An 18,055-nucleotide genomic window follows, 5' to 3' on the forward strand; every position below is an offset into this window, starting at 1 on the left:
CAGGGAGTACTCATGACCCGTCCACCCGTCCCGCCCTTCACCTCAGAGACCGCCCGCGCCAAGGTCCAGGCCGCGGAGGACGCCTGGAACACCCGCGACCCACGGCGCGTGGCACTCGCCTACACACCCGGCTCGGTCTGGCGTAACCGCGACGAGTTCGTCACCGGCCGGGATGAGATCATCGCCTTCCTGACCCGCAAGTGGGCGAAGGAACTCGGCTACGCGCTCCGCAAGGAGCTCTGGGCGTTCACCGGCGACCGGATCGCCGTACGGTTCCAGTACGAATGGCACGACGCCGACGGACAGTGGTGGCGCAGCCACGGCAACGAGCTCTGGGAGTTCGACGCCGAAGGACTGATGCGACGACGCGAGGCGAGCGTCAACGACCTTCGGATCACCGCGGACCAGCGACGTATCCTCGGTCCGCGCCGGCCCGGCGAACAGGACCTATGGCGTTGACCGCGCTCGCGCCGGGGTGGTGAGACGCCGGGTCGAGAGGGCGGTGAGGAGTCCGAGCACGGCGTAGCCGGCACCGAACAGGCTCGCGGCCGGCCATCCCGCGACGCTGTGGGCCCAGGTCGTGGTGACCGCGCCGAGCGCGGAGCCGAGGGAGTAGAAGACCATGTAGGCGCCGATGACGCCGCTGCTGCGGTCAGGGTGGGCGGTGGTGAGCAGGTGCTGGCTGCTGACGTGCACGGCCTGTACGGCGAAGTCCAGGACGACGACGCCGACGACCAGCAGCCACAGCGACGTCCCCGCCTGGGCGATCAGCAGCCAGGAGGCGGTGAGCAGGGCCAGCGACCAGCCGGTGACCGAGGACGCCAGGCCCCGGTCGGCCCATCGGCCGGTCCTGGCCGCACCCAGCGCCCCGGCGAGGCCCGCGAGCCCGAACAGGCCGATCTCGGTGGTGCCGAGACGCCACGGCGCGGCACCGAGCGGGAGCGCCAGCCCGCTCCACAGCGTGCCGAAGGAGGCGAACAGGAAGAACGCGACCAGTCCACGGCTGAGCAGGAGCCGGTCGCCGACGACCAGCCGCCCCAGCGACGCGAGCAGCGGGCCGTACCGGACCCGGGGGCGGCGGGTCTCGGCCCCGAGGGTGAGCCGGACGGCGAACGCGAGCGTCACACAGAGCCCCGCGATCACGAGGTAGGCCGTACGCCAGTCGGCCAGCTCGCCCAGCGTGCCCGAGAGCACGCGCACGCCGAGGATCCCGACGACCACGCCCGAGGTGACCGTCCCGATGTCGCGGCCACGTTCACCGGCCGGTGAGACGGCGGCGACGTAGGCCACCGTGGTCTGGACGACCACGGCGAACAGCCCGGCCAGGGCCAGTCCCGCGATCGCGACGCCGCCGTTGGGCGCGGTCGCGGCCACCCCGGCGCCCACCGCCGTGAGCAGCATGTGCGCGGCGATGAGGCCGCGGCGGTCGAACAGGTCACCGAGCGGGACCAGCAGCACCAGTCCCGCGAGGTAGCCGATCTGCCCGGCGGCGGCCAGCCGGCCCAACGCCCCTTCCCCGAGCCCGAGGTCCTCGCCCGCGGCCTCAAGGACGGGCTGGATGCCGTAGACGGCCGACACCGCCACCGCGCACACCAGCGCGAGCACCATCCGCTGCCTTCCGGTCAGTCCTGACGACATGCCGACCCCCAAAAGGTTTCAAAATGCAACCTATCCAGAGTGGGGCATAATGGTTTCAGATTGCAACTCATCATGGAGGGGCCGGTGGACGTCACACCCGCTACGGGAAACGCCTGGACAGACCCGGCCTGCCCGGTCGCACGGACCGTCGACCTGGTGGGCGACCGGTGGAGCCTGCTGATCGTCCGCGACGCGATGGACGGGGCGACGACCTTCACCGAGTTCCGCCGACGGCTCGGGATCGCCCGCAACATCCTCACCGACCGGCTCCGCAGGCTCGTCGAGTACGGCATCCTCGACCGGAGCGCCACAACCGACGGCAGACGGCACACCTACCGGCTCACCGAGGCCGGGCAGGACCTCTTCACGACCGTCGTCGCCCTCCGCCAGTGGGGTGAGCGCCACGCCTTCGCCCCGGACGAGCCGCGCTCCGTCCTCGTCGACGAACGTGGGCGGGAGCTCGCCCGTCTCCGTCCGCTCAGCCAGGACGGCACACCGCTCTCGGCGGGAACGTCACACGTCAGGAAGACCGGCTGAGCCCGGCGGTCACCGGCTCACCGGTGGCCGGGGAGCGTCGCCCGTGTTCCGCGGTCTCCCTGGGCGTCTCCGACCAGCTCGCGGGCCATCGCCGTCACGTCGTCCCTGCTCAGAGCCTGACCGGCGGTGAGGGCCCGGCGGAAGTCGTCCTCAGGAAGCGCCGAGCGTACGGCGGCGACGTTACGCCGACCGTCCACCGGGTCCATGATCTCGGGGGAGTAACCGACCCGGCCGCCGATGGCCTGCACCGCGCCGAGCAGCATGGCGCCCTCCTTCGCCCTCCCCGCCATGCCGAGCGCGCCGCCCAGCACGTGCACGACGGCCAGCCAGCTGGTGACGTCGAGGCTCCGATCGAGCTGGACGACGGCGTGCGCGGCCTGCCGGATCGCCCGCTCCGCTTCGCCCAGGTCCATGGACACCTTCGCGGCGATCCACCACGCCGAGACGGACGCCCAGTCGTGCCCGCACAGGTCGCTGATGTCCGCGGCCTGGATGAGCTGTGTGGCGGCGAGCGGGAAGTTCCCCGTCGCCCTGGTGATCTGACCGCGGATCATCATCATCTCCGCCTCGACCCATGGCAGACCGACGGCCGGGACAAGCCGGGCCGCCTCCTGGATCAGCTCCTGCGCCAGCGCCGAGTCGCCGGTGAGCTGCTGGAAGTAGGCTCGGTACGGCAGGCTGCGGGCGAGGATCTCGATCTCACCGGACCGCTCCGCCGCCTCCGAGGCGTGGACGGCGTCGTTGTTGCCGCCCACGGCGTCGCCCACGAGGTAGCGCAGCATCGCCCGGCCAAGCAGTGCCTGCCCACGCCCCTGGTGATCGGGACCGGCGGCGTCGAGCGTCCTGGTCAGCCAGCTGATTCCCTCGTGCGCGTACCCGGTGCGATACCAGTACCACGACAGGGCGCAGGCGAGCCGCAGGGCGCGGTCGACGTCACCCGTGACCATGGCGTGGCCCAGCGCCGCCCGCATGTTGGCCTGTTCGTGCTGGAGTCGGCGCATCCAGGTGTCGGCGTCGAGCGACCTCAGCCGCCGGCTCGCCGTCTCGGCCAGCTCCGTCGCCCAGGCGAGATGCCGGTCCGCCCAACGGCCCGCCTCGTCGCCGGTCAGCAGGCGCCCCGCGTACTGCCTGATCGTCTCCAGGATCCGGTAGCGCCGGGGAGTGCCCTCGGTCTCGGACCTGACCAGCGACTTGGAGATCAGGGCACTCAGGTTCGGCAGTATCCGGGACCGGTCGGTCAGCCACTGGGCCGCCTCCAGGTCGAATCCCCCCTCGAAGAGGGCGAGGCGGCCCAGGAGCTCCCGCTCGTCCTCGGTGAGAAGGCGGACGCTCCACTCGATCACCGCTTCCAGGTCGCGGTGCCGTGCCGGGGCCGTACGGGATGTCGTGGCGAGCAGGCCGAACCGGTCGGCGAGGCCGTCGGTGATCTGTTCCAGTGACAGGACGCGCGTCTGCGCGGCGGCCAGTTCGATCGCCAGTGGCAGTCCGTCGAGGTCGCGGCAGATCTCCGCCATGAGCTCCCGCTCCGAATGGCGGGGCTGCCAGCCCGGCCGCAGGGCCGTGGCCCGTTCGACGAACAGCTCGACGCCGGGGCCTTCGGGGTCCAGCGGCGGGATCTCCCAGGTGACCTCTCCCGTGATCGCCAGCGCCTCCCGGCTCGTGGCCAGCAGCCGCAGGTGCGGGCAGCGCGACAGCACCATCTCGGCCAGGGCGGCCACGCCCTCCACCAGGTGCTCGCAGTTGTCGAGGACGAGCAGGACCTCCCGGTCACCGATGATCGTGATCAGTTCCTCGGCGCCCCTGACGAACGGCGCCCCCATCGCGGCGCCGACGAGGCTGGGCAGGAGTGCCAGGTCGGTCAGGTCGGCCAGGAGCACCGCCCACGGCCCCTCGCCCGAGCCGTACCGCCTGGCCGCCTCGAACGCGGTGCGTGTCTTGCCCGCCCCGCCGGGCCCGGTGATCGTCACCAGTCGATGAACCCCGAGCAGGTCCCCGACGGCCGCCACGTCGTCGTCTCGGCCGATCAGCCTGGTCAGCGGTGTGGGGACCCGGATGCCCGGCGTCGAGTCCGGCAGCGGCCGTGTCACGACGGAACGCGAGTCCGACGGTGAAACGTTCTCGTCCAGCGCCGAATCCTGGTTCAGGATCGCGGACTCCATGGCACGCAGCGCGGGGCCGGGATCGACTCCCAGTTCCTCCAGCAGATGGTCACGGGCGGTACGCAGCGCGCCCAGCGCGTCACTCTGCCGTCCGGTCCGGTAGAGGGCGAGCGCGAGCAGTTCCCAGGCGCGTTCGGCCAGGGAGTCCTCGCGGACCAGCGCCTCAAGCTCGACGACGGCCGAGGTCGCCGCACCGGCGGCGATCAGAGCGAAGGCATGGTTTTGGCGGGCCTCAAGCCGGGCGCTCTCCAGCCGGGCGATCTCGGCCGCCACCACCTCGCTGTCCCGCAGGTCGAGGTAGGCGGGGCCCCGCCAGAGGGAGAGCGCGGCCGACAGGTCCTCCACCGCGGCCGCGGGATCGCTGTCCAGCGCCCGGGCGCCGCGTTCGGCGAGTGAGACGAACCATTCGGCGTCCACCGACTCCGGACGTGCGCGGAGCACGTACCCGGGGCCCTGCCGGTCCACGATCCCGTGTACCGCCCTGGGAGGCCGGTCCGGCTCGATCGCCCGGCGGAGGTTGGTCACGTAGGAGTGCATGGTGGCGACGGCGGTTTTGGGGACGTCCTTGTTCCACAGGGCGTCGATGACGCGGTCGACGGAGACGACCTTGCCCTGGGCGACGAGCAGTGTGGCGAGCAGGGTCTTCAGCCGGGGGGCGAGATCCAGTTCGACGCCTTTCCGCGTCACGGTCAGCGGACCGAGAACGGAGAACCGGATATCGGAGCTCGTCACGTCTACACCGACCGTTCCCATGCGCCGTTCCTAAATTACGCAGAATATTGGCATTTATACCTTGCTTCCCTGCCGTACGCACGGGTGGCCCACGGTCCCGGCGAAGGTCGGCGCATGAGTCTTCCCAGTTGGACGGCGTGGCGGGGGGAACGAGGGCGACCGCCGCGTGCCCTTCCACGTCCACGGCCCAGGACCGAAAAGAAGGCGCCCGCCGGGGCGTCCCACATCCGCGGAACCGACCTGCCCGGGGGGCGGCCTCCTGGACCGGCTCTCCCCCTGGGCACGCGGGACGGCGAGCCGGGTCCGGGGCGCCCGTCGACGTCCGTCGACACAGCGCCGGAAAAATCACTACAAAGTATGCTGTCCGCACGTGGAGGACCACGACCAAGGCAGGTGCCTCGCATGGGCAACACACGGCTTGTCTCAGTGGAGGACGCACCCTCGCTGGTGGAACGACTGAGAGAGAACCGCGACTTCCTGGCCCCGTGGGAACCCACCCGCGACGACGACTTCTTCACCGTCGCCACACAGCGCGACCTCCTCGAAACGGCGCTCAGGGCGTACTCCGACGGCACGATGCTCCCGCTCGCGATCGTCGACGACGCCGGAACACTCGTCGGCAGGATCACCGTCAGCGGCATCACCCGGGGCGCCTTCCAGTCGGGCAGCGTCGGTTACTGGGTCAGCAGGACCCACAACGGCCGGGGAATCGCCACCAGGGCCGTGGCCGAGACCAAGGAGATCGCCTTCACAGAACTGGGGCTGCACCGCCTCCAGGCTGAGACGCTCATCCACAACACGGCATCCCAGCGCGTCCTGAAGCGCAACGGATTCGTCCCCTACGGAATCGCTCCGCAGTACCTCAAAATCGCCGGAGAATGGCAGGAACACGTTCTCTACCAGGTCCTGAACCAGGCGCCTGAGAAAGCCGGAGGCCGGTGAGGTCGCGTGCGACCGATGGATCCGGCCGAGTCTGGCGTGGACGACCGCACCGACCCCGAACCCGGCTGCGCCCTCGGCAAGGGTCTCTCCTTCACGGAGATGCACGAGAACGAGCAGGGCTTGGCGGCCGGGGTCGATGCGGCGCCAGAGAGAACCGGTCGCCGGGCGGTGGCGACCGGTCAGGCCGGACGACGTCTGATGTGACGACGAAAGCCCGGCACGATATGAAAACGGCCGAAAGCAGCCGGCACATAGATTGATCTTGATCGACGACTGACGATCAGACGCGACTCACCACGCCGCGTCCACGCCCTACGGCTTCAGGCCGAAAAAGGCCCAGCCGGAAAGGCTCGGGGTCAATAGGGGAGATGAACGTCAAGGTAGTAGGTGCCGATCCCGCCGTAGCACCCGTCCACCCAGTAGTTCACCAACTGGTATCCCCGCTTGTCCTCGTTGCACTGGTCCCAGCTGTTGTACCAGTAACGCTCCCAGTGGCCCTCTTCACTGACATTCGCCGTCGGTGCCGAACCGCTGTTCGCCTGGGCGGCCTGGGCGGCCGTTCCCCACAGGGTGACCGCAGTGGCCGCGACCACACCGATCGTGGAGATCTTTCGTGCGACGCGAATCATGTCGCCACCTTCCTCTGACAGCCGTACGGAGGGAGCCGCACCGCACCGTGAAATGCGAGGTGGATCCTCCCCGGCAGGTGCGATGAACCAAAGACTTTCACGGAACCCACACCGGGCCGTGAGCGGGTGAACTGCCAACATCAGCAGGTTTCCTGCCACGAAAATCGTGATCACCACGGTGGACAGAAAGCGCTTTCACGCTTACTGGAGTGCGGCCGAGAACCAGGGCGCGGACATTGTCCAGGAGCTCACGAAGGCTCATCTTCCTGGCGGCTACTCGGTTGAGGTTCCCGCATCCCGGCGGTGACTCCACCCGGCTGAGACCACGGCGGCCCTCACTTTCCCTCCTCGGGGACCAGGTCGAAGCGGCCGTCGACGAGTGCCGTGATCGCGGCTTCCATGTGGGCGCGGGTGACCTGGTCGATCACGATGAGGTTGGGCTCCCTGAAGGCGGCGTGGAGCGGCGCGGAACCTGCGAAGGCCGGGGGCTCATCTGACGCGGCCTCGGCGCCGGGGCAGAGGAGAAAGTTCGCCTATCGGGGCCACCGTGTGTCCTTCATCGGCCGTGCAGCGCCATACGGCGGTCTCGTTCTCCGCTTCGGTGTACAGGCCCCGGTCGTGCACCGGGCAGACGGGCCACGCCCTCCAGATCACCTCCATGATCGCCTCCTGGGCGGCGTCGGCCACGTTCAGGACTCCCCCGGCTCCGGGCGGGATGCCGTTGCCCTGGAAGGCGCCGTCGAACTCCACCCACGCCATGCCCATGGAGTCCCAGTCGGGGATGACCATGCGGAGCGTCCCGGTGACCCCCGTGGCGCGGAGGTCACGTTCCACGACCTTCAGGTCCTCCTCCAACTCCGCGAACAGGGCCGGTTCCAGCGCGTAGGTCGGCACGAAGTTGACCTCGTCGAGAAGGGCCCCGCCCAGCCGGAGCACGTCGGCGACCGTCAGTTCGGCGGTGCGGCGTTCGAGGAGTTCCCGGGTCGCGGGGGTGGACACGGTCCAGTCCTCGACCAGGCAGGCCAACTCGACGAGAAGACCGGCTTCGAGGCCGCCGTCACGCAACGCCGTGTAGACGCGGGCACCCAGCTCTCTGAAGGTCTGACGCAACTCGTCGGGATCCATGCCGCAGTGTCCCCCGCCCCGGTGATCGCGGCAACGGATATACGCCCTCCCCCACATGGGAGAGGCTCCGCCGTCCGCCGACGACCAGGCTCGGGGCCGGTGGGTTCCGGATCGGGAGGATGAGCAATGCGCCGGTTGTCGGCATCGGTGGTTTCCCTGGTCACGCTGACGGTAGCGGCCCTGTGGTGGTTCGTCCCCGGCGGTTATCCGTACGGCGCGGCCAGCAGGGTCACGGTTGGCTTCAACCACTGGATCGAACGCGACGTGGGCGTTGGCCTGCTGGTGGCCTCCGGTGTGCTGGGGGTGCTGCTGACGCTGGGCATCCGGTCCCGGCCGAAACTTGTCGGTGTGGGCGCTGCGGCGCAGAGTGTCTTCTTCCTCCTGGTCATGTCAGACGCGTCCGTACTGTCGTCCATCGGCTATCTCCTGGTCCCGGTCGTCTTCCTGGCAGTCGGAGCGCTGGTGGTCGTGGGGTGCGTACGGCGGCGACCCGTCGCGTACGTGACGGCGGTCCTGCTCCTGACCGGGCTGGTGCTGGGACTGACCACGACCGACGTGATCTCGCGCTACCTGACCAACCTCGCCGTCGGGTTCGGCGTGTACGGCGGGCGGATCGCCTGGTCGTGGGTGATGGCGGCCATCACGGTCGGGTGGGCGTGGCTGGCGTACGGATCGTTCACCCATGAGCGTGGGACGGCGAACCCGAGGTGGGGGAAGACCGTCACGATCCTGACCGCCTGCTGCGGCGTGCCGTACGCGCTGGCACGGTTGTCCTGGGCGACGCCGTGGCCGTTGGGCGGTTACGACCCGAGGACCGGCCACATCGAGTTCCTCGTCTCGGCGAACATCGACGCGGCCACCCGGCTTCAGGGGTTCACGATCGGCATGGGTTCGGTCCTGTCCGTCGTTCTGACGCTGGGCCTGATCAGCCGCTGGGGCGAGGTCTTCCCCCGGTGGGTGCCCCGGGTCGGTGGGCGGCCCGTCCCGGTGGTGCTGGCCGTCGGCCCCGGCCTGTTCGCGACCGTCGTCCTGTGCGTCTCGGCCCCGGGGGTGCTGGCCGGGGCCGTGCAGAGCGGCTCGGCACTGGACGGTGTCCTGTTCGTCCTGTTGTTCCCGTGCCCCGTCTGGGGACCGCTGATGGGCGCCGCGCTGCTGGCCTACTCACGGCGGCGTAGCGCGCCGCCACGGGAGTCGGCGAGGGTACCCGCGAAGATCAGGCCGAGTTCGTAGGCGAGAACGGCCGCCTGGGTGCGGTCCCGGGCGCCGAGCTTGTCCAGGACGTTGCCGACGTGCGTCTTGACCGTCTCCCTCGTCACGCGCAACGCCGCCGCGATCTCCATGTTGTTCTCCCCGAGCGAGATGTGCCGCAGAACGTCCAGCTCACGGGGGGTCAACTCGACCGGAACGCGGCGCCTGGCCGTACTGACGTGGGGGGAGGCGATGCGGCGCAGCGCGTCGGGGAAGAGGACGGCGTCGCGCGAGTGCACCAGCCGTACGGCCTCGACCAGTTCGTGGACGGGGGCGCGTTTGAGCACGTAGCCCGCCGCACCGGCACGCAGCGCACCCCAGACGAGCTGGTCGTTCTCGAACGTGGTGACCACGACGACGCGGGTCGCCGGGGAGCGGTGAACGAGTTCCTGGGTCGCGGCCAGGCCGTCCATGCGGGGCATCCGGACGTCCATCAGCACGACGTCCGCGCCGACGCCCGCCTCGACGGCCTCCCGGCCGTCGGCGGCCTCGGCCACCACCTCGATGTCGTCGTGGAGGGAGAGGATGGTCGCCCATCCCGAACGGATCAGCTTCTCGTCGTCGGCCAGGACGACCCGGATCACAGCGGCAGCCTCGCCTGGACGCGCCACGTCTCTCCCTCCTCCTCCCAGGCGCACGTCCCACCGGCGAGGCGGGCCCGCATGCGCATACCGGTCAGGCCGCGTCCCTGTTCACCGGCGGTGCCCGTGGTCGTGTTCCTCACGGTCAGGACCAGGTCGGCACCGACGGTGACGTCAACGGTGACCGGGCCGTCGCCGTGGCGCAGGGCGTTGGTGAGCGCCTCCCTGAGGATGGCGTAGGCCGTACGCGAGACCGGGGCGGGCACCCTGCCGAGGTCGGCGACGTTCGTCCGCACGTCAAGACCCCGGGTGAGCATGCCGAGTTCCTCCAGCGTGGGACCCTCGGCGGTTGTGCCGTCGTCGAGCACGGTCAGCAACACGTCGAGGTCCTGCTGGGCGTGTCGGGCGATGTCCGTCAGATGGCCGAGCGACCGCGCGACGAGTGCGGGCTCGGTCCGTCCCAACGCCACCTCGGCGGCCATGGCCTGCACCAGGACGACGCTGAGGGCGTGGCCGACGGAGTCGTGCAACTCCAGGGCGAGGGTCTGGCGGCGGCCGAGTTCGTCGATCACCTGTGACGGCTCGGCGCGCAGCAGACGGCGCGCCGCCCACCGCTGGCCGAACCCCGCGGCGACCATCGCGGCCAGTACGGCGACGGCCAGCGCGAGCGCCTCGGGCAGGTCACCGGACGCCCGCCGTGACCCGAACGACGGCAGCAGGGCGGGAGACAGCGCCAGCGCGCCGGCGCTGAGCGTGGCGCCGCCGTACAGGTGCAGGCTGGTCAGGACGACCAGGTAGACGCGATCGGCCCGCCCGGGCACGGTGACGTCGAGCAGTTCCGACAGGGCGGTCGCCTCAAGGCGCCGCATCAGCGGTGTCATGGCGAGCAGCACCGCGGCGGGCAGGCACGCGGCCCACAGCACCACCAGACGTCCCGGTGTCGGTTCGGCCAGGATCAGCAGGCCGAGCACCACGGCGACCGGGGTGAGCAGCGCGGCGCCGAGCAGCTGGTAGATCCCGGCCCGCAGGGCCGTGACGATGGGGCGCCTCACGGGGACCGACGTTAGCCGACCGGTCTCCGGGCCACCTCCCCCACCTGGGGGAGGTCGTCCGGCCTGGCCGTTCATAGCGTGAGCGGCATGACGAGAACCGACGCGCCACCGGCCGGTGGCCCGACGCGCGCCATGTGGAGAGCGGCCCACACCCCGGTGGCCGGGGTTCCCCGCTGGGCGCGGACCACCGCCTACGCCGTGCCGTTCACGGTGCTGCCGTCCGGCCTCTGGCGGCTGCCCATCGTGTTCGACGGCGGGGTCGGCGTCGGCGAACGAGCGTACGTCGTCCTGCTGTCGATCGTGTCGGAACTGGTGGCGTTCACGGCGGTCGGACTGGTCGCCGCCTGGGGTGAACGGTTCCCGCGCTGGGTCCCGGGGCTGCGTGGCCGGGGAATACCGAGACTGTTCGTCATCGTCCCGGCGGCCCTCGGCGCCGTGGTCCTGACGACCGTGTGGACGATCACCTTCGTCACCCACTTCGCCGGAGTCACCCTGCGCGGCGAGCCGATCCCCTCGGCCTTCCCCACCGAGGCGGGCGGCTGGGAGGCCGCGGCCTTCTACGTCTGCTACCTGCCGTTGCTGCTGTGGGGACCCCTGCTCGGCGTCACCGCGTACGCCTACCACCGGCGCCGCAGGAACCGGTGAGGGCACGACCGGGCCACCGGTTCACCCCCGTTCCTCCCCGGGAGCCCGGCCCAGGCCCACGACGATGACGGCGCCGACGACCAGGTGCATCAGGAGCAGCACGAGCATGGTCCCGCCGCCGGCGGAGCTGCCCAGCGGGCCGAGGAACGACAGCAGCCACACGGTCACCGCGACGATCGTCCAGGTACGGCGCGGCCGGGAGACCCGGCGCCGGAGAAGGGCCAGGAGCGCCCAGCCGGCGAGCCCGGCCACCAGACCGGCCACGACCACCGGCACCGGGCCCAGAGTCTGTGTTTCCTCGCCCATCCGTACGGTCACCCTCGTCCCGCTCACGGGAACCGCCAGGATCCAGACGGCCAGGGCGGCGACGGGGGCGACGAGCACGGTGCTGAGGTGTCTTCCACCGGAGATGTTCATGCCGAGGAGGATGGCCCGGCCGGGTGGTCCGCCACATCCGGCGCGTGGCCGCCTCCGGCCCTCCCCCGGCAGGGCCGGGGTCCTCCTTTGGTAGGTGACGGCGTCGCCGTACCCGTGGTTAGCCTGAGCCGATGAGCGAGATGTTGTCCCCGTGGTCGGCGGCGGTCGCCGGTGTGGTCCTCGGGATCGGAGCGCTCACCGGCGCGACGCTGTGGGGGTTGAGCGGCGGGGCCCTGATGTGGCTGGACGTCGCGGTCGCGGTGGCGAGCCTGGTCGCGGCGCTCGCCCAGCTGTGGTGGCCGGTTCCCGGGGCGCTCGCCGCCACGTTCCTGGCCGCGGTCTCCCCCACGGGGACGCCCGCGGCGACGATGGGCGCGCTGCAGGTGGCCCAGCGCGGGCGTTTTCCCCTCGCCGCCGGGGTGGCGGTCGCGGGTGCCGCGGCCCATCTGGTCCAGGGCCTGTGGCGGCCCAGTTCCGGCATCTCCCTGGGCTGGTGGCTGCTGCTGATCTGTTCCTCGTACGGCGCGCTCCTCGGCTGGGGGACGCTGGCCCGCTCCCACCGCGCCCTGCTCGCCTCGTTGCGTGAACGCGCCCACCGCGCCGAGGCCGAACAGGGCAGGAAGGTCGCCGAGGCGCGGACGGCCGAGCGCCGCAAGCTCGCCAGGGAGATGCACGACGTGCTGGCCCACCGCCTCTCGCTGGTGGCCACCCACGCCGGGGCGTTGGAGTATCGTCCCGACTCCTCCCCCGAGCGGCTCTCCCGGGCCGCCGGGGTGGTCCGCTCCGGGGTGCACCAGGCGCTTGAGGAGTTGCGCCAGGTCATCGGCCTGCTGCGTGAGGAGGACGACTCCTCGGACGACCTCCCGGGCGGGCTCTCGGACAGGCGGGAGCCCTGGCCCACGCTGGCCGACCTGCCGAGGCTGGCCGACGAGGCGCGGCAGGCGGGCCAGAGCGTGTACCTCAGCGACGAGACCGCCGGCGACGTGCCGCCCGCCGTCGGGAGGACCGGCTACCGCGTCGTCCAGGAGGGGCTGACCAACGCCCGCAAGCACGCCCCCGGCCGGCCGGTCGAGGTGTCGCTGGACGGTTCCCCGGGAACCCGCCTGACGATAACCGTCACCAACCCGCTGCCTTCCCCGGACGCGCCCCCGGCCCCGCCCGGTGGCGGCGTCGGCCTGGTCGGGCTCACCGAGCGGGTACGGCTGGCGGGAGGGCGGCTCGACCACCACGAGAGCGACGGGCGGTTCCTGCTCCGGGCGTGGTTACCATGGCCCGCGTGATTCGTGTGCTTCTGGTCGACGACGACGCCCTGGTCCGCGCCGGATTGTCCATGATGCTGGACGGCGCCGCGGGCATAACCGTCGTCGGTGAGGCGGCCGACGGCATGCAGGCGATCACCGAGACCGACGCCCACGCCCCCGACGTCGTCCTGATGGACCTGCGGATGCCCCGGGTGGACGGCATCACCGCCACCCGCCGGTTACGCGCCAGGACGCGCCCGCCGGAGGTGATCGTGCTGACGACCTTCGACACCGACGAGAACATCCTGCACGCGCTGCGCGCGGGCGCCGGCGGGTTCCTGCTCAAGGACACCCCGCCCGCGCTGATCGTCGAGGCGGTCACCCGGGTCGCGGCGGGTGACCCGATCCTGTCGCCGGGCGTCACCCGGCGGCTGGTGGAGCGCACGCTCACCCATGCCGACTCCTACGAACGGGCCCGTGCCACGTTGGCCACCTTGACCCCGCGCGAGCACGAGGTGGCCCTCGCGATCGCGCGGGGCCGGTCGAACGCCGACATCGCCGCCGAACTCGCCATGGGCGTCACGACGGTGAAGAGCCACGTCTCCAGCATCCTCACCAAGCTCGGTCTGGACAACCGCACCCAGATCGCGCTTCTCGCCCACGACGCGGGTCTCATCTGAGAGCGGCGTCGCTCCGTGGGCCGCCCTTGAACCAGGTCGCGGAACCCGGCCTGCGGGCCTCGCGGCGGATCCTCGACATCGCGAACCTGCAGGTGAACTCCTTGTACATCGCCGCCACCCGGCCGTCGAAGTAGAGGTTCGTCGCGGTGTCGTCCTTGCGGGCGAACTGCCGGACACCCGCGTGGCGGCCGAGGCTGACGCACGACCCGACGAAGGCCAGGTCAATCAACGCCGGGGCGGCCCCCGCGACGCGGCTCAGCACCGTGTCGGCGGCCCGCGCCCCGAGCGGCGCGGCGGCCTGGCAGCTCATCCGCAGCGGCTGTCCCGATGGGGCCGCGGCGTCCCCGGCGGCGACGACACGCTCGTCGTCGAGGCTGGTCAGCGTCTCGTCGGTGAGCAACCGGCCGAGCGCGTCGGTGCGCAGCCCGCTCGCGGCGGCCAGACCTGGCACGCCGAAACCGGCCGCCCAGATGGTCAGCGCGCTCGCGCGCACCCCGCCGTCGTCGAAGACGACCGCGTCCCGCCGTACCTCGCGCACCGTGGCCCCCTCGATCACCGCCACGCCGTGCCGCGTCAGCCATCTTGCCGTTGACCTGCGGCCCGGCTCGCTCAGTGAGGGCGCCAGCGCCCTGCCGCACACCAGCGTGACCTTCCGTCCCTGTTCGGCGAGTTCGGCGGCCGTCTCGACGCCGGTCAGGCCGCCACCGACCACGGTGACCGGGGCGTCCGGGGCCAGCTCCTCCAGACCGGCGCGCAGCCGTCGTGCGGACTCCAGTTCGGCGACGTCGAAGGCGTACTCGGCCGCGCCGGGCACCGAGGCGGGGATCGCCCCGGTGCTGCCGACCGCGTAGACGACGTGGTCGTAGTGCAGCGCCTCGCCCGAGGCCAGCCGTACCGTGCGGGTGGCCGTTTCGATGCGGGTGGCGCTGTCGACGACCAGCCGGACGCCCTCGCCGAGCAGTGTGTCGTAGCCCGCCGTGGCCTCGCCGGTACCGGCCACGAGCTGGTGCAGCCGGATCCGCTCGACGAACTCCGGGCGGGGGTTGACCAGCGTGATGTCGATGCCGGGGTGCGCACGCAGACGGTTGGCCGCGAGCGTGCCCGCGTAGCCGCCTCCGATGACGACGACCCGGTGGGAAGGTGTGGACATGGGGAGGTTTCCCTTCTCGATTCCTGACCTGCCCCGTCCGACAGCGTGGAGACCCGATGTGTGAGGACCTCACAGTTCGCCACGCTGTCCTGTCGGACGGGTGAGGGCGGAGACGAACGAAGGGGGTGCGGAGGCACCATGGCCATTCCGTCGGAACCGGTTGATCCCGGCCTGAGCGTGATCATGGGTGAACGGCGTCAGCTGATCAATCTGGCGTACCGGATGCTGGGTTCCCTGGCCGACGCGGAGGACGTCGTCCAGGAGACCTACGCCCGCTGGTACGCCATGTCCCGGCCGGAGCAGGACGCCATCGTGTCGCCGGGGGCCTGGCTGACCAGGGTCGCCAGCCGGATCTGTCTCAACGTGCTCTCCTCGGCGCGGGTCCGGCGGGAGACCTACGTGGGTGAGTGGGTTCCCGAGCCGCTGCCCGAACCCACGGAGTGGACCAGCGTCGATCCGGCGGACCGGGTCACCCTGGACGAGTCGGTCAACATGGCCTTCCTCGTCGTGCTTGAGTCGATGACCCCGGCCGAACGGGTGGCGTTCATCCTGCACGACGTCTTCCGCTACGCCTTCGCCGAAGTGGCCGAGATCGTCGGCCGTACTCCGGCGGCCTGCCGCCAGCTCGCCTCGTCGGCCCGCCGCCGCATCCGCGACGCGCACACCCCCGCGGCCCCGGCCTCCCGGCAGGCCCGGATCGTCAAGGACTTCAAGCACGCCCTGGAGGCCGGGGACGTCACCGCCCTCATCGGTCTTCTCGACCCCGGCGCCACGGTGACCAGCGACGGCGGCGGCGTGGTCAAGGCCGCGCTTCACCCGGTCGAGGGCGCCGAGCGGATCGTGCGCTCCCTGCTCCGCCTCCGGGACAGGTTCCAGGGCCAGACGCTCCTCGAACGCACGGTCAACGGCCAGCCGGGCCTGGTCGCCCAGGAGGACGGCGTCACCATGACGGTCTTCGCGTTCGAGATCACGGACCACTGGATCACCCACATCTGGGCGGTCCGCAACCCCGACAAGCTCCGGCCGTGGGGCGTGGACATCACTCAGGGGGAAAGGTGATCCCGGCGTTCGTGTTCTCGGGGAGCAGGAAGTATCCGATGGGGGGTCGAAGCGGGCGACGCGCGCCCCCTCGGGTGCGTTGTCGCCGCACCAGGCCAGGACGATGAGGGGATGCCCCTGGGGGTCGACACTGATTCCGGCCATGCCGACCACGCGGGGCGTGCAGCCCGTAACGCTCATGACCCCGATGACCAGCAGGACGATTCCACATAAGCGCCGCATGACCGCACCGTAGGTCTCCCTGGGTGAAGATCGGCGCCCTCCTCATGAACCGCCTCCCGGCCGTAGTGCTCAGGCGAGGACGGCGGGGCTGAGCACCTCCTGGCACCACTGACGGAAGCCGGTGGGGGAACCGCCCCCCGAGGCGCGGGACACTCCGTTGTCGAGACCGGCCTCCTTGGCCCGCATCATGTCGAGCATGCTCCGGGCCACGGCCTCGGTCATCCCGAAGCCGACCAGCCTGGCTCTGAAGTCCTCGTCCGGGACCCGCTGGAAGCGGACCGGGCGGCCCAGCACCTCGGACATGATCCGCGCCATGTCGTCGTGGGAGAGGTCCTCCGGGCCGAGCACCGGAACCTCCTCGACACCGGTCCAGGTGTCGTCGCGCAGTAGTTCCGCGGCGACCGCGGCGATGTCGCCGGTCGAGCAGGTCGGAGCCCTGAGGTCCCCGGAGACCGGTGCGGTGAACACGCCCCGGTCCCTGATCGTTTCGGCCTGGCGCAACAGGTTGTCCATGAACGAGGGCAGCGCCAGGGCCCGGTAGGCGACGCCCGTGCTCGCGATCAGGTCGTCCAGGGCGAGCGTCGCGGTCACGTGACCGGCCTTGCCGGCCATCGCCGTACCCCGGCCGAGGGCGGAGACGCCGACCACCCGCGCGACCCCCTGGGCCGTGAACGCCTCGCAGGCCGGGCGGCTGAAGTCGAGGTAGGCGGCCTCGACGCTCTCGGCCCGGGGGTTGGGCGGTACCAGCCAGAAGACGGCGTCGGCTCCTGCGAAGGCCTTGGTGACCACGTCGAGGTCGCGGTGCGAGCCCTCGACGACCTCCACGCGCTCGCGTGCCCCGGCGGGCAGGCGGGCGGCGTCACGGACGATCACGCGGACGTGCTCACCTTCGGCCAGCAGGCGGCCGAGAACCTGTCGGCCGATCTGACCGGTGGGCGCGGTGACAACGATCATGGAAGCTCCATGGAAGGGTTGGTTGAGGGAACGCCGCCCAGTCAACCGGGGGCCGCACCGAAGCTGAAGGACCGATCTTGTGGCGATTGATACCTTACGGGTATGAATGACCTTGAAGTCCGTCAGCTCCGGTATTTCGTGGCCGTCGCGGAGGAACTGCACTTCGGGCGCGCGGCGGAGCGGCTCGGTATGGCGCAACCGCCGTTGTCCAGGATGATCCGGAACCTGGAGCGGCAGCTGGGTGTGTCGCTGCTGACGCGCTCCACCCGCCAGGTCGCGCTGACCTCGGCGGGCGAGGTCCTGCTCCGCGACGCCAGGACCGCGCTCGACGCGGTCACCGCCGCCGGACGACGAGCCAGGAACGCCGGTCGGCCCGAACCCGAACTGCGGCTGGCGTTGAAGGCCGACTACGACGGCGGGCTGCTGCCGCTGATCCTCACCCGCTACCGGGAGGAGGCCGCGGCCCTGCCGGTACGGCTCGTGCTGGGCGGGCGGGGAGGGCAGGCGCCCGCGCTGCGCGACGGCCGCGCGGACGTCGCGCTGCTGCCCGCCCCCTTCGACGACCACGGTCTCGACGTGGAACCGCTGCTGACCGAACCCCGGCTGGTCGCCCTGGCCGCGGCCGATCCGCTGGCCGCCCGCCCCCGCCTGCGGCTGGCCGACCTGTCCGACCGGGTCCTGCCCGACGGGACCCCTGCCGACCGGGAGGGCCTCCCGCCCGTTCCCGGCGACGACGACCGGCGTCCGCGCGGGGCGGTGGCCGGGCCCAGGTCGAGGACCCTGGACCTGGCCCAGATCTTCAATCTGATCGAGGTGGGAAGCATCGTCTGGTTCCCACCCGCCTCGGTCGTCCGGCGCCATCCGCGCCCCGGCGTCGTCTACCGGCCCGTCGAGGACCTCCCGCCGCTCACCCTCGTCCTGGCCTGGCCGAGGGAGTCGCGGTCACCGGCCGTCGCCGCCTTCGTCCGTACGGCCACAGCCGTCGCGGCCGGTCCCGCAGGACCGTGACGCCCCGGCCAGGGTCCCTCCCGGCCCCGTGGGACC

Annotated in this window: 18 protein-coding genes and 1 pseudogene; 9 read left to right on the top strand and 10 right to left on the bottom strand. The window is 71.3% G+C overall.

Features of this window, described 5'->3' with window-relative positions; translation table 11 throughout:
- Positions 1-12: 12 nt before the first annotated feature.
- Complete coding sequence (locus ABZ463_RS21650) at positions 13-459, top strand: nuclear transport factor 2 family protein (protein ID WP_352015978.1); 447 nt, start codon at positions 13-15, stop codon at positions 457-459.
- Here the strand turns inward: ABZ463_RS21650 and ABZ463_RS21655 are convergent.
- A complete protein-coding gene (locus tag ABZ463_RS21655) occupies positions 448-1,638 on the bottom strand; it encodes an MFS transporter (protein ID WP_362778319.1) in 1,191 nt (396 codons plus the stop codon). The genes ABZ463_RS21650 and ABZ463_RS21655 overlap by 12 nt on opposite strands.
- An 84-nt stretch (positions 1,639-1,722) precedes the next feature.
- On the opposite strand from ABZ463_RS21655, the gene ABZ463_RS21660 reads away from it, so the two are divergent.
- A complete protein-coding gene (locus ABZ463_RS21660; RefSeq protein ID WP_362778321.1) occupies positions 1,723-2,175 on the top strand; it encodes a helix-turn-helix domain-containing protein in 453 nt (150 codons plus the stop codon).
- Between the two features lie 17 nt (positions 2,176-2,192).
- On the opposite strand, the gene ABZ463_RS21665 is transcribed toward ABZ463_RS21660, so the two are convergent.
- Positions 2,193-5,066 carry a BTAD domain-containing putative transcriptional regulator gene (locus ABZ463_RS21665; protein WP_352015975.1) on the bottom strand — a complete coding sequence of 958 codons (2,874 nt, stop codon included), beginning with the start codon at positions 5,064-5,066 and terminating at the stop codon, positions 2,193-2,195.
- Positions 5,067-5,468: 402 nt separating this feature from the next.
- Between ABZ463_RS21665 and ABZ463_RS21670 the strand changes: the two genes are divergently transcribed.
- Positions 5,469-6,008, top strand: a complete 540-nt coding sequence (locus ABZ463_RS21670; RefSeq protein WP_362778324.1) for a GNAT family protein — start codon at positions 5,469-5,471, stop codon at positions 6,006-6,008.
- A gap of 48 nt (positions 6,009-6,056) precedes the next feature.
- On the opposite strand, the pseudogene ABZ463_RS21675 reads toward ABZ463_RS21670, so the two are convergent.
- The 3 genes and pseudogenes from ABZ463_RS21675 to ABZ463_RS21685 all read right to left on the bottom strand — a co-directional run.
- Positions 6,057-6,191 (bottom strand): annotated as a pseudogene (locus ABZ463_RS21675) (IS5/IS1182 family transposase); the annotation flags it as partial.
- Positions 6,192-6,364: 173 nt separating this feature from the next.
- Positions 6,365-6,637, bottom strand: coding sequence for a hypothetical protein (locus ABZ463_RS21680; RefSeq protein WP_352015973.1), 273 nt, complete (start codon positions 6,635-6,637; stop codon positions 6,365-6,367).
- Between the two features lie 489 nt (positions 6,638-7,126).
- Positions 7,127-7,762: a hypothetical protein gene (locus ABZ463_RS21685; RefSeq protein WP_362778327.1), complete on the bottom strand. Its 636-nt coding sequence runs from the start codon at positions 7,760-7,762 to the stop codon at positions 7,127-7,129.
- Positions 7,763-7,888: 126 nt separating this feature from the next.
- Between ABZ463_RS21685 and ABZ463_RS21690 the strand changes: the two genes are divergently transcribed.
- Entirely contained in the window at positions 7,889-8,992 is a 1,104-nt protein-coding gene (locus tag ABZ463_RS21690; protein WP_362778330.1) for a hypothetical protein, read from the top strand.
- Here ABZ463_RS21690 and ABZ463_RS21695 read toward each other — a convergent pair.
- Entirely contained in the window at positions 8,920-9,594 is a 675-nt protein-coding gene (locus tag ABZ463_RS21695) for a response regulator transcription factor (protein WP_352015969.1), read from the bottom strand. The genes ABZ463_RS21690 and ABZ463_RS21695 overlap by 73 nt on opposite strands.
- Positions 9,591-10,643 (bottom strand): histidine kinase, encoded by a 1,053-nt coding sequence (locus ABZ463_RS21700; RefSeq protein ID WP_362778333.1) that lies wholly within the window; start codon positions 10,641-10,643, stop codon positions 9,591-9,593. The genes ABZ463_RS21695 and ABZ463_RS21700 overlap by 4 nt, the downstream gene beginning before the upstream one ends.
- A gap of 87 nt (positions 10,644-10,730) precedes the next feature.
- Here ABZ463_RS21700 and ABZ463_RS21705 point away from each other — a divergent pair, with 87 nt between their 5' ends.
- Positions 10,731-11,288, top strand: a complete 558-nt coding sequence (locus tag ABZ463_RS21705; RefSeq protein WP_362778336.1) for a hypothetical protein — start codon at positions 10,731-10,733, stop codon at positions 11,286-11,288.
- 21 nt (positions 11,289-11,309) lie between these two features.
- Here the strand turns inward: ABZ463_RS21705 and ABZ463_RS21710 are convergent, their stop codons facing one another.
- The gene (locus ABZ463_RS21710) at positions 11,310-11,705 is read right to left on the bottom strand and encodes a DUF6069 family protein (RefSeq protein ID WP_362778339.1); all 396 of its coding nucleotides are present in this window, start codon (positions 11,703-11,705) and stop codon (positions 11,310-11,312) included.
- 131 nt (positions 11,706-11,836) lie between these two features.
- Between ABZ463_RS21710 and ABZ463_RS21715 the strand changes: the two genes are divergently transcribed.
- Both ABZ463_RS21715 and ABZ463_RS21720 read left to right on the top strand, forming a co-directional pair.
- Positions 11,837-12,985, top strand: a complete 1,149-nt coding sequence (locus tag ABZ463_RS21715) for a histidine kinase (protein WP_362778342.1) — start codon at positions 11,837-11,839, stop codon at positions 12,983-12,985.
- On the top strand, positions 12,973-13,626 hold the full coding sequence (locus ABZ463_RS21720; protein ID WP_362778345.1) for a response regulator transcription factor: 654 nt from the start codon (positions 12,973-12,975) through the stop codon (positions 13,624-13,626). The genes ABZ463_RS21715 and ABZ463_RS21720 overlap by 13 nt, the downstream gene beginning before the upstream one ends.
- Here the strand turns inward: ABZ463_RS21720 and ABZ463_RS21725 are convergent.
- Positions 13,619-14,776 (bottom strand): FAD-dependent oxidoreductase, encoded by a 1,158-nt coding sequence (locus ABZ463_RS21725; RefSeq protein ID WP_362778347.1) that lies wholly within the window; start codon positions 14,774-14,776, stop codon positions 13,619-13,621. The genes ABZ463_RS21720 and ABZ463_RS21725 overlap by 8 nt on opposite strands.
- A 138-nt stretch (positions 14,777-14,914) precedes the next feature.
- Here ABZ463_RS21725 and sigJ point away from each other — a divergent pair, with 138 nt between their 5' ends.
- The gene (sigJ, locus tag ABZ463_RS21730; protein WP_362778349.1) at positions 14,915-15,835 is read left to right on the top strand and encodes an RNA polymerase sigma factor SigJ; all 921 of its coding nucleotides are present in this window, start codon (positions 14,915-14,917) and stop codon (positions 15,833-15,835) included.
- A gap of 291 nt (positions 15,836-16,126) precedes the next feature.
- Here the strand turns inward: sigJ and ABZ463_RS21735 are convergent, their stop codons facing one another.
- A complete protein-coding gene (locus ABZ463_RS21735; protein ID WP_362778351.1) occupies positions 16,127-17,011 on the bottom strand; it encodes an NAD(P)H-binding protein in 885 nt (294 codons plus the stop codon).
- Positions 17,012-17,113: 102 nt separating this feature from the next.
- On the opposite strand from ABZ463_RS21735, the gene ABZ463_RS21740 reads away from it, so the two are divergent.
- On the top strand, positions 17,114-18,019 hold the full coding sequence (locus tag ABZ463_RS21740; protein ID WP_352015960.1) for a LysR substrate-binding domain-containing protein: 906 nt from the start codon (positions 17,114-17,116) through the stop codon (positions 18,017-18,019).
- Positions 18,020-18,055 lie beyond the last annotated feature (36 nt).

The sequence above is a fragment of the Streptosporangium sp. NPDC020145 genome, from assembly GCF_040631275.1.
Classification (GTDB): Bacteria; Actinomycetota; Actinomycetes; order Streptosporangiales; family Streptosporangiaceae; genus Streptosporangium.

Coding starts and splice junctions, on each gene's coding strand:
- ABZ463_RS21650 (WP_352015978.1), top strand. CDS start 13: ATGACCCGTCCACCCGTCCCGCCCTTCACCTCAGAGACCGCCCGCGCC.
- ABZ463_RS21655 (WP_362778319.1), bottom strand. CDS start 1,638: ATGTCGTCAGGACTGACCGGAAGGCAGCGGATGGTGCTCGCGCTGGTG.
- ABZ463_RS21670 (WP_362778324.1), top strand. CDS start 5,469: ATGGGCAACACACGGCTTGTCTCAGTGGAGGACGCACCCTCGCTGGTG.
- ABZ463_RS21680 (WP_352015973.1), bottom strand. CDS start 6,637: ATGATTCGCGTCGCACGAAAGATCTCCACGATCGGTGTGGTCGCGGCC.
- ABZ463_RS21685 (WP_362778327.1), bottom strand. CDS start 7,762: ATGGATCCCGACGAGTTGCGTCAGACCTTCAGAGAGCTGGGTGCCCGC.
- ABZ463_RS21690 (WP_362778330.1), top strand. CDS start 7,889: ATGCGCCGGTTGTCGGCATCGGTGGTTTCCCTGGTCACGCTGACGGTA.
- ABZ463_RS21705 (WP_362778336.1), top strand. CDS start 10,731: ATGACGAGAACCGACGCGCCACCGGCCGGTGGCCCGACGCGCGCCATG.
- ABZ463_RS21710 (WP_362778339.1), bottom strand. CDS start 11,705: ATGAACATCTCCGGTGGAAGACACCTCAGCACCGTGCTCGTCGCCCCC.
- ABZ463_RS21715 (WP_362778342.1), top strand. CDS start 11,837: ATGAGCGAGATGTTGTCCCCGTGGTCGGCGGCGGTCGCCGGTGTGGTC.
- ABZ463_RS21720 (WP_362778345.1), top strand. CDS start 12,973: ATGGCCCGCGTGATTCGTGTGCTTCTGGTCGACGACGACGCCCTGGTC.
- ABZ463_RS21725 (WP_362778347.1), bottom strand. CDS start 14,776: ATGTCCACACCTTCCCACCGGGTCGTCGTCATCGGAGGCGGCTACGCG.
- sigJ (WP_362778349.1), top strand. CDS start 14,915: ATGGCCATTCCGTCGGAACCGGTTGATCCCGGCCTGAGCGTGATCATG.
- ABZ463_RS21735 (WP_362778351.1), bottom strand. CDS start 17,011: ATGATCGTTGTCACCGCGCCCACCGGTCAGATCGGCCGACAGGTTCTC.
- ABZ463_RS21740 (WP_352015960.1), top strand. CDS start 17,114: ATGAATGACCTTGAAGTCCGTCAGCTCCGGTATTTCGTGGCCGTCGCG.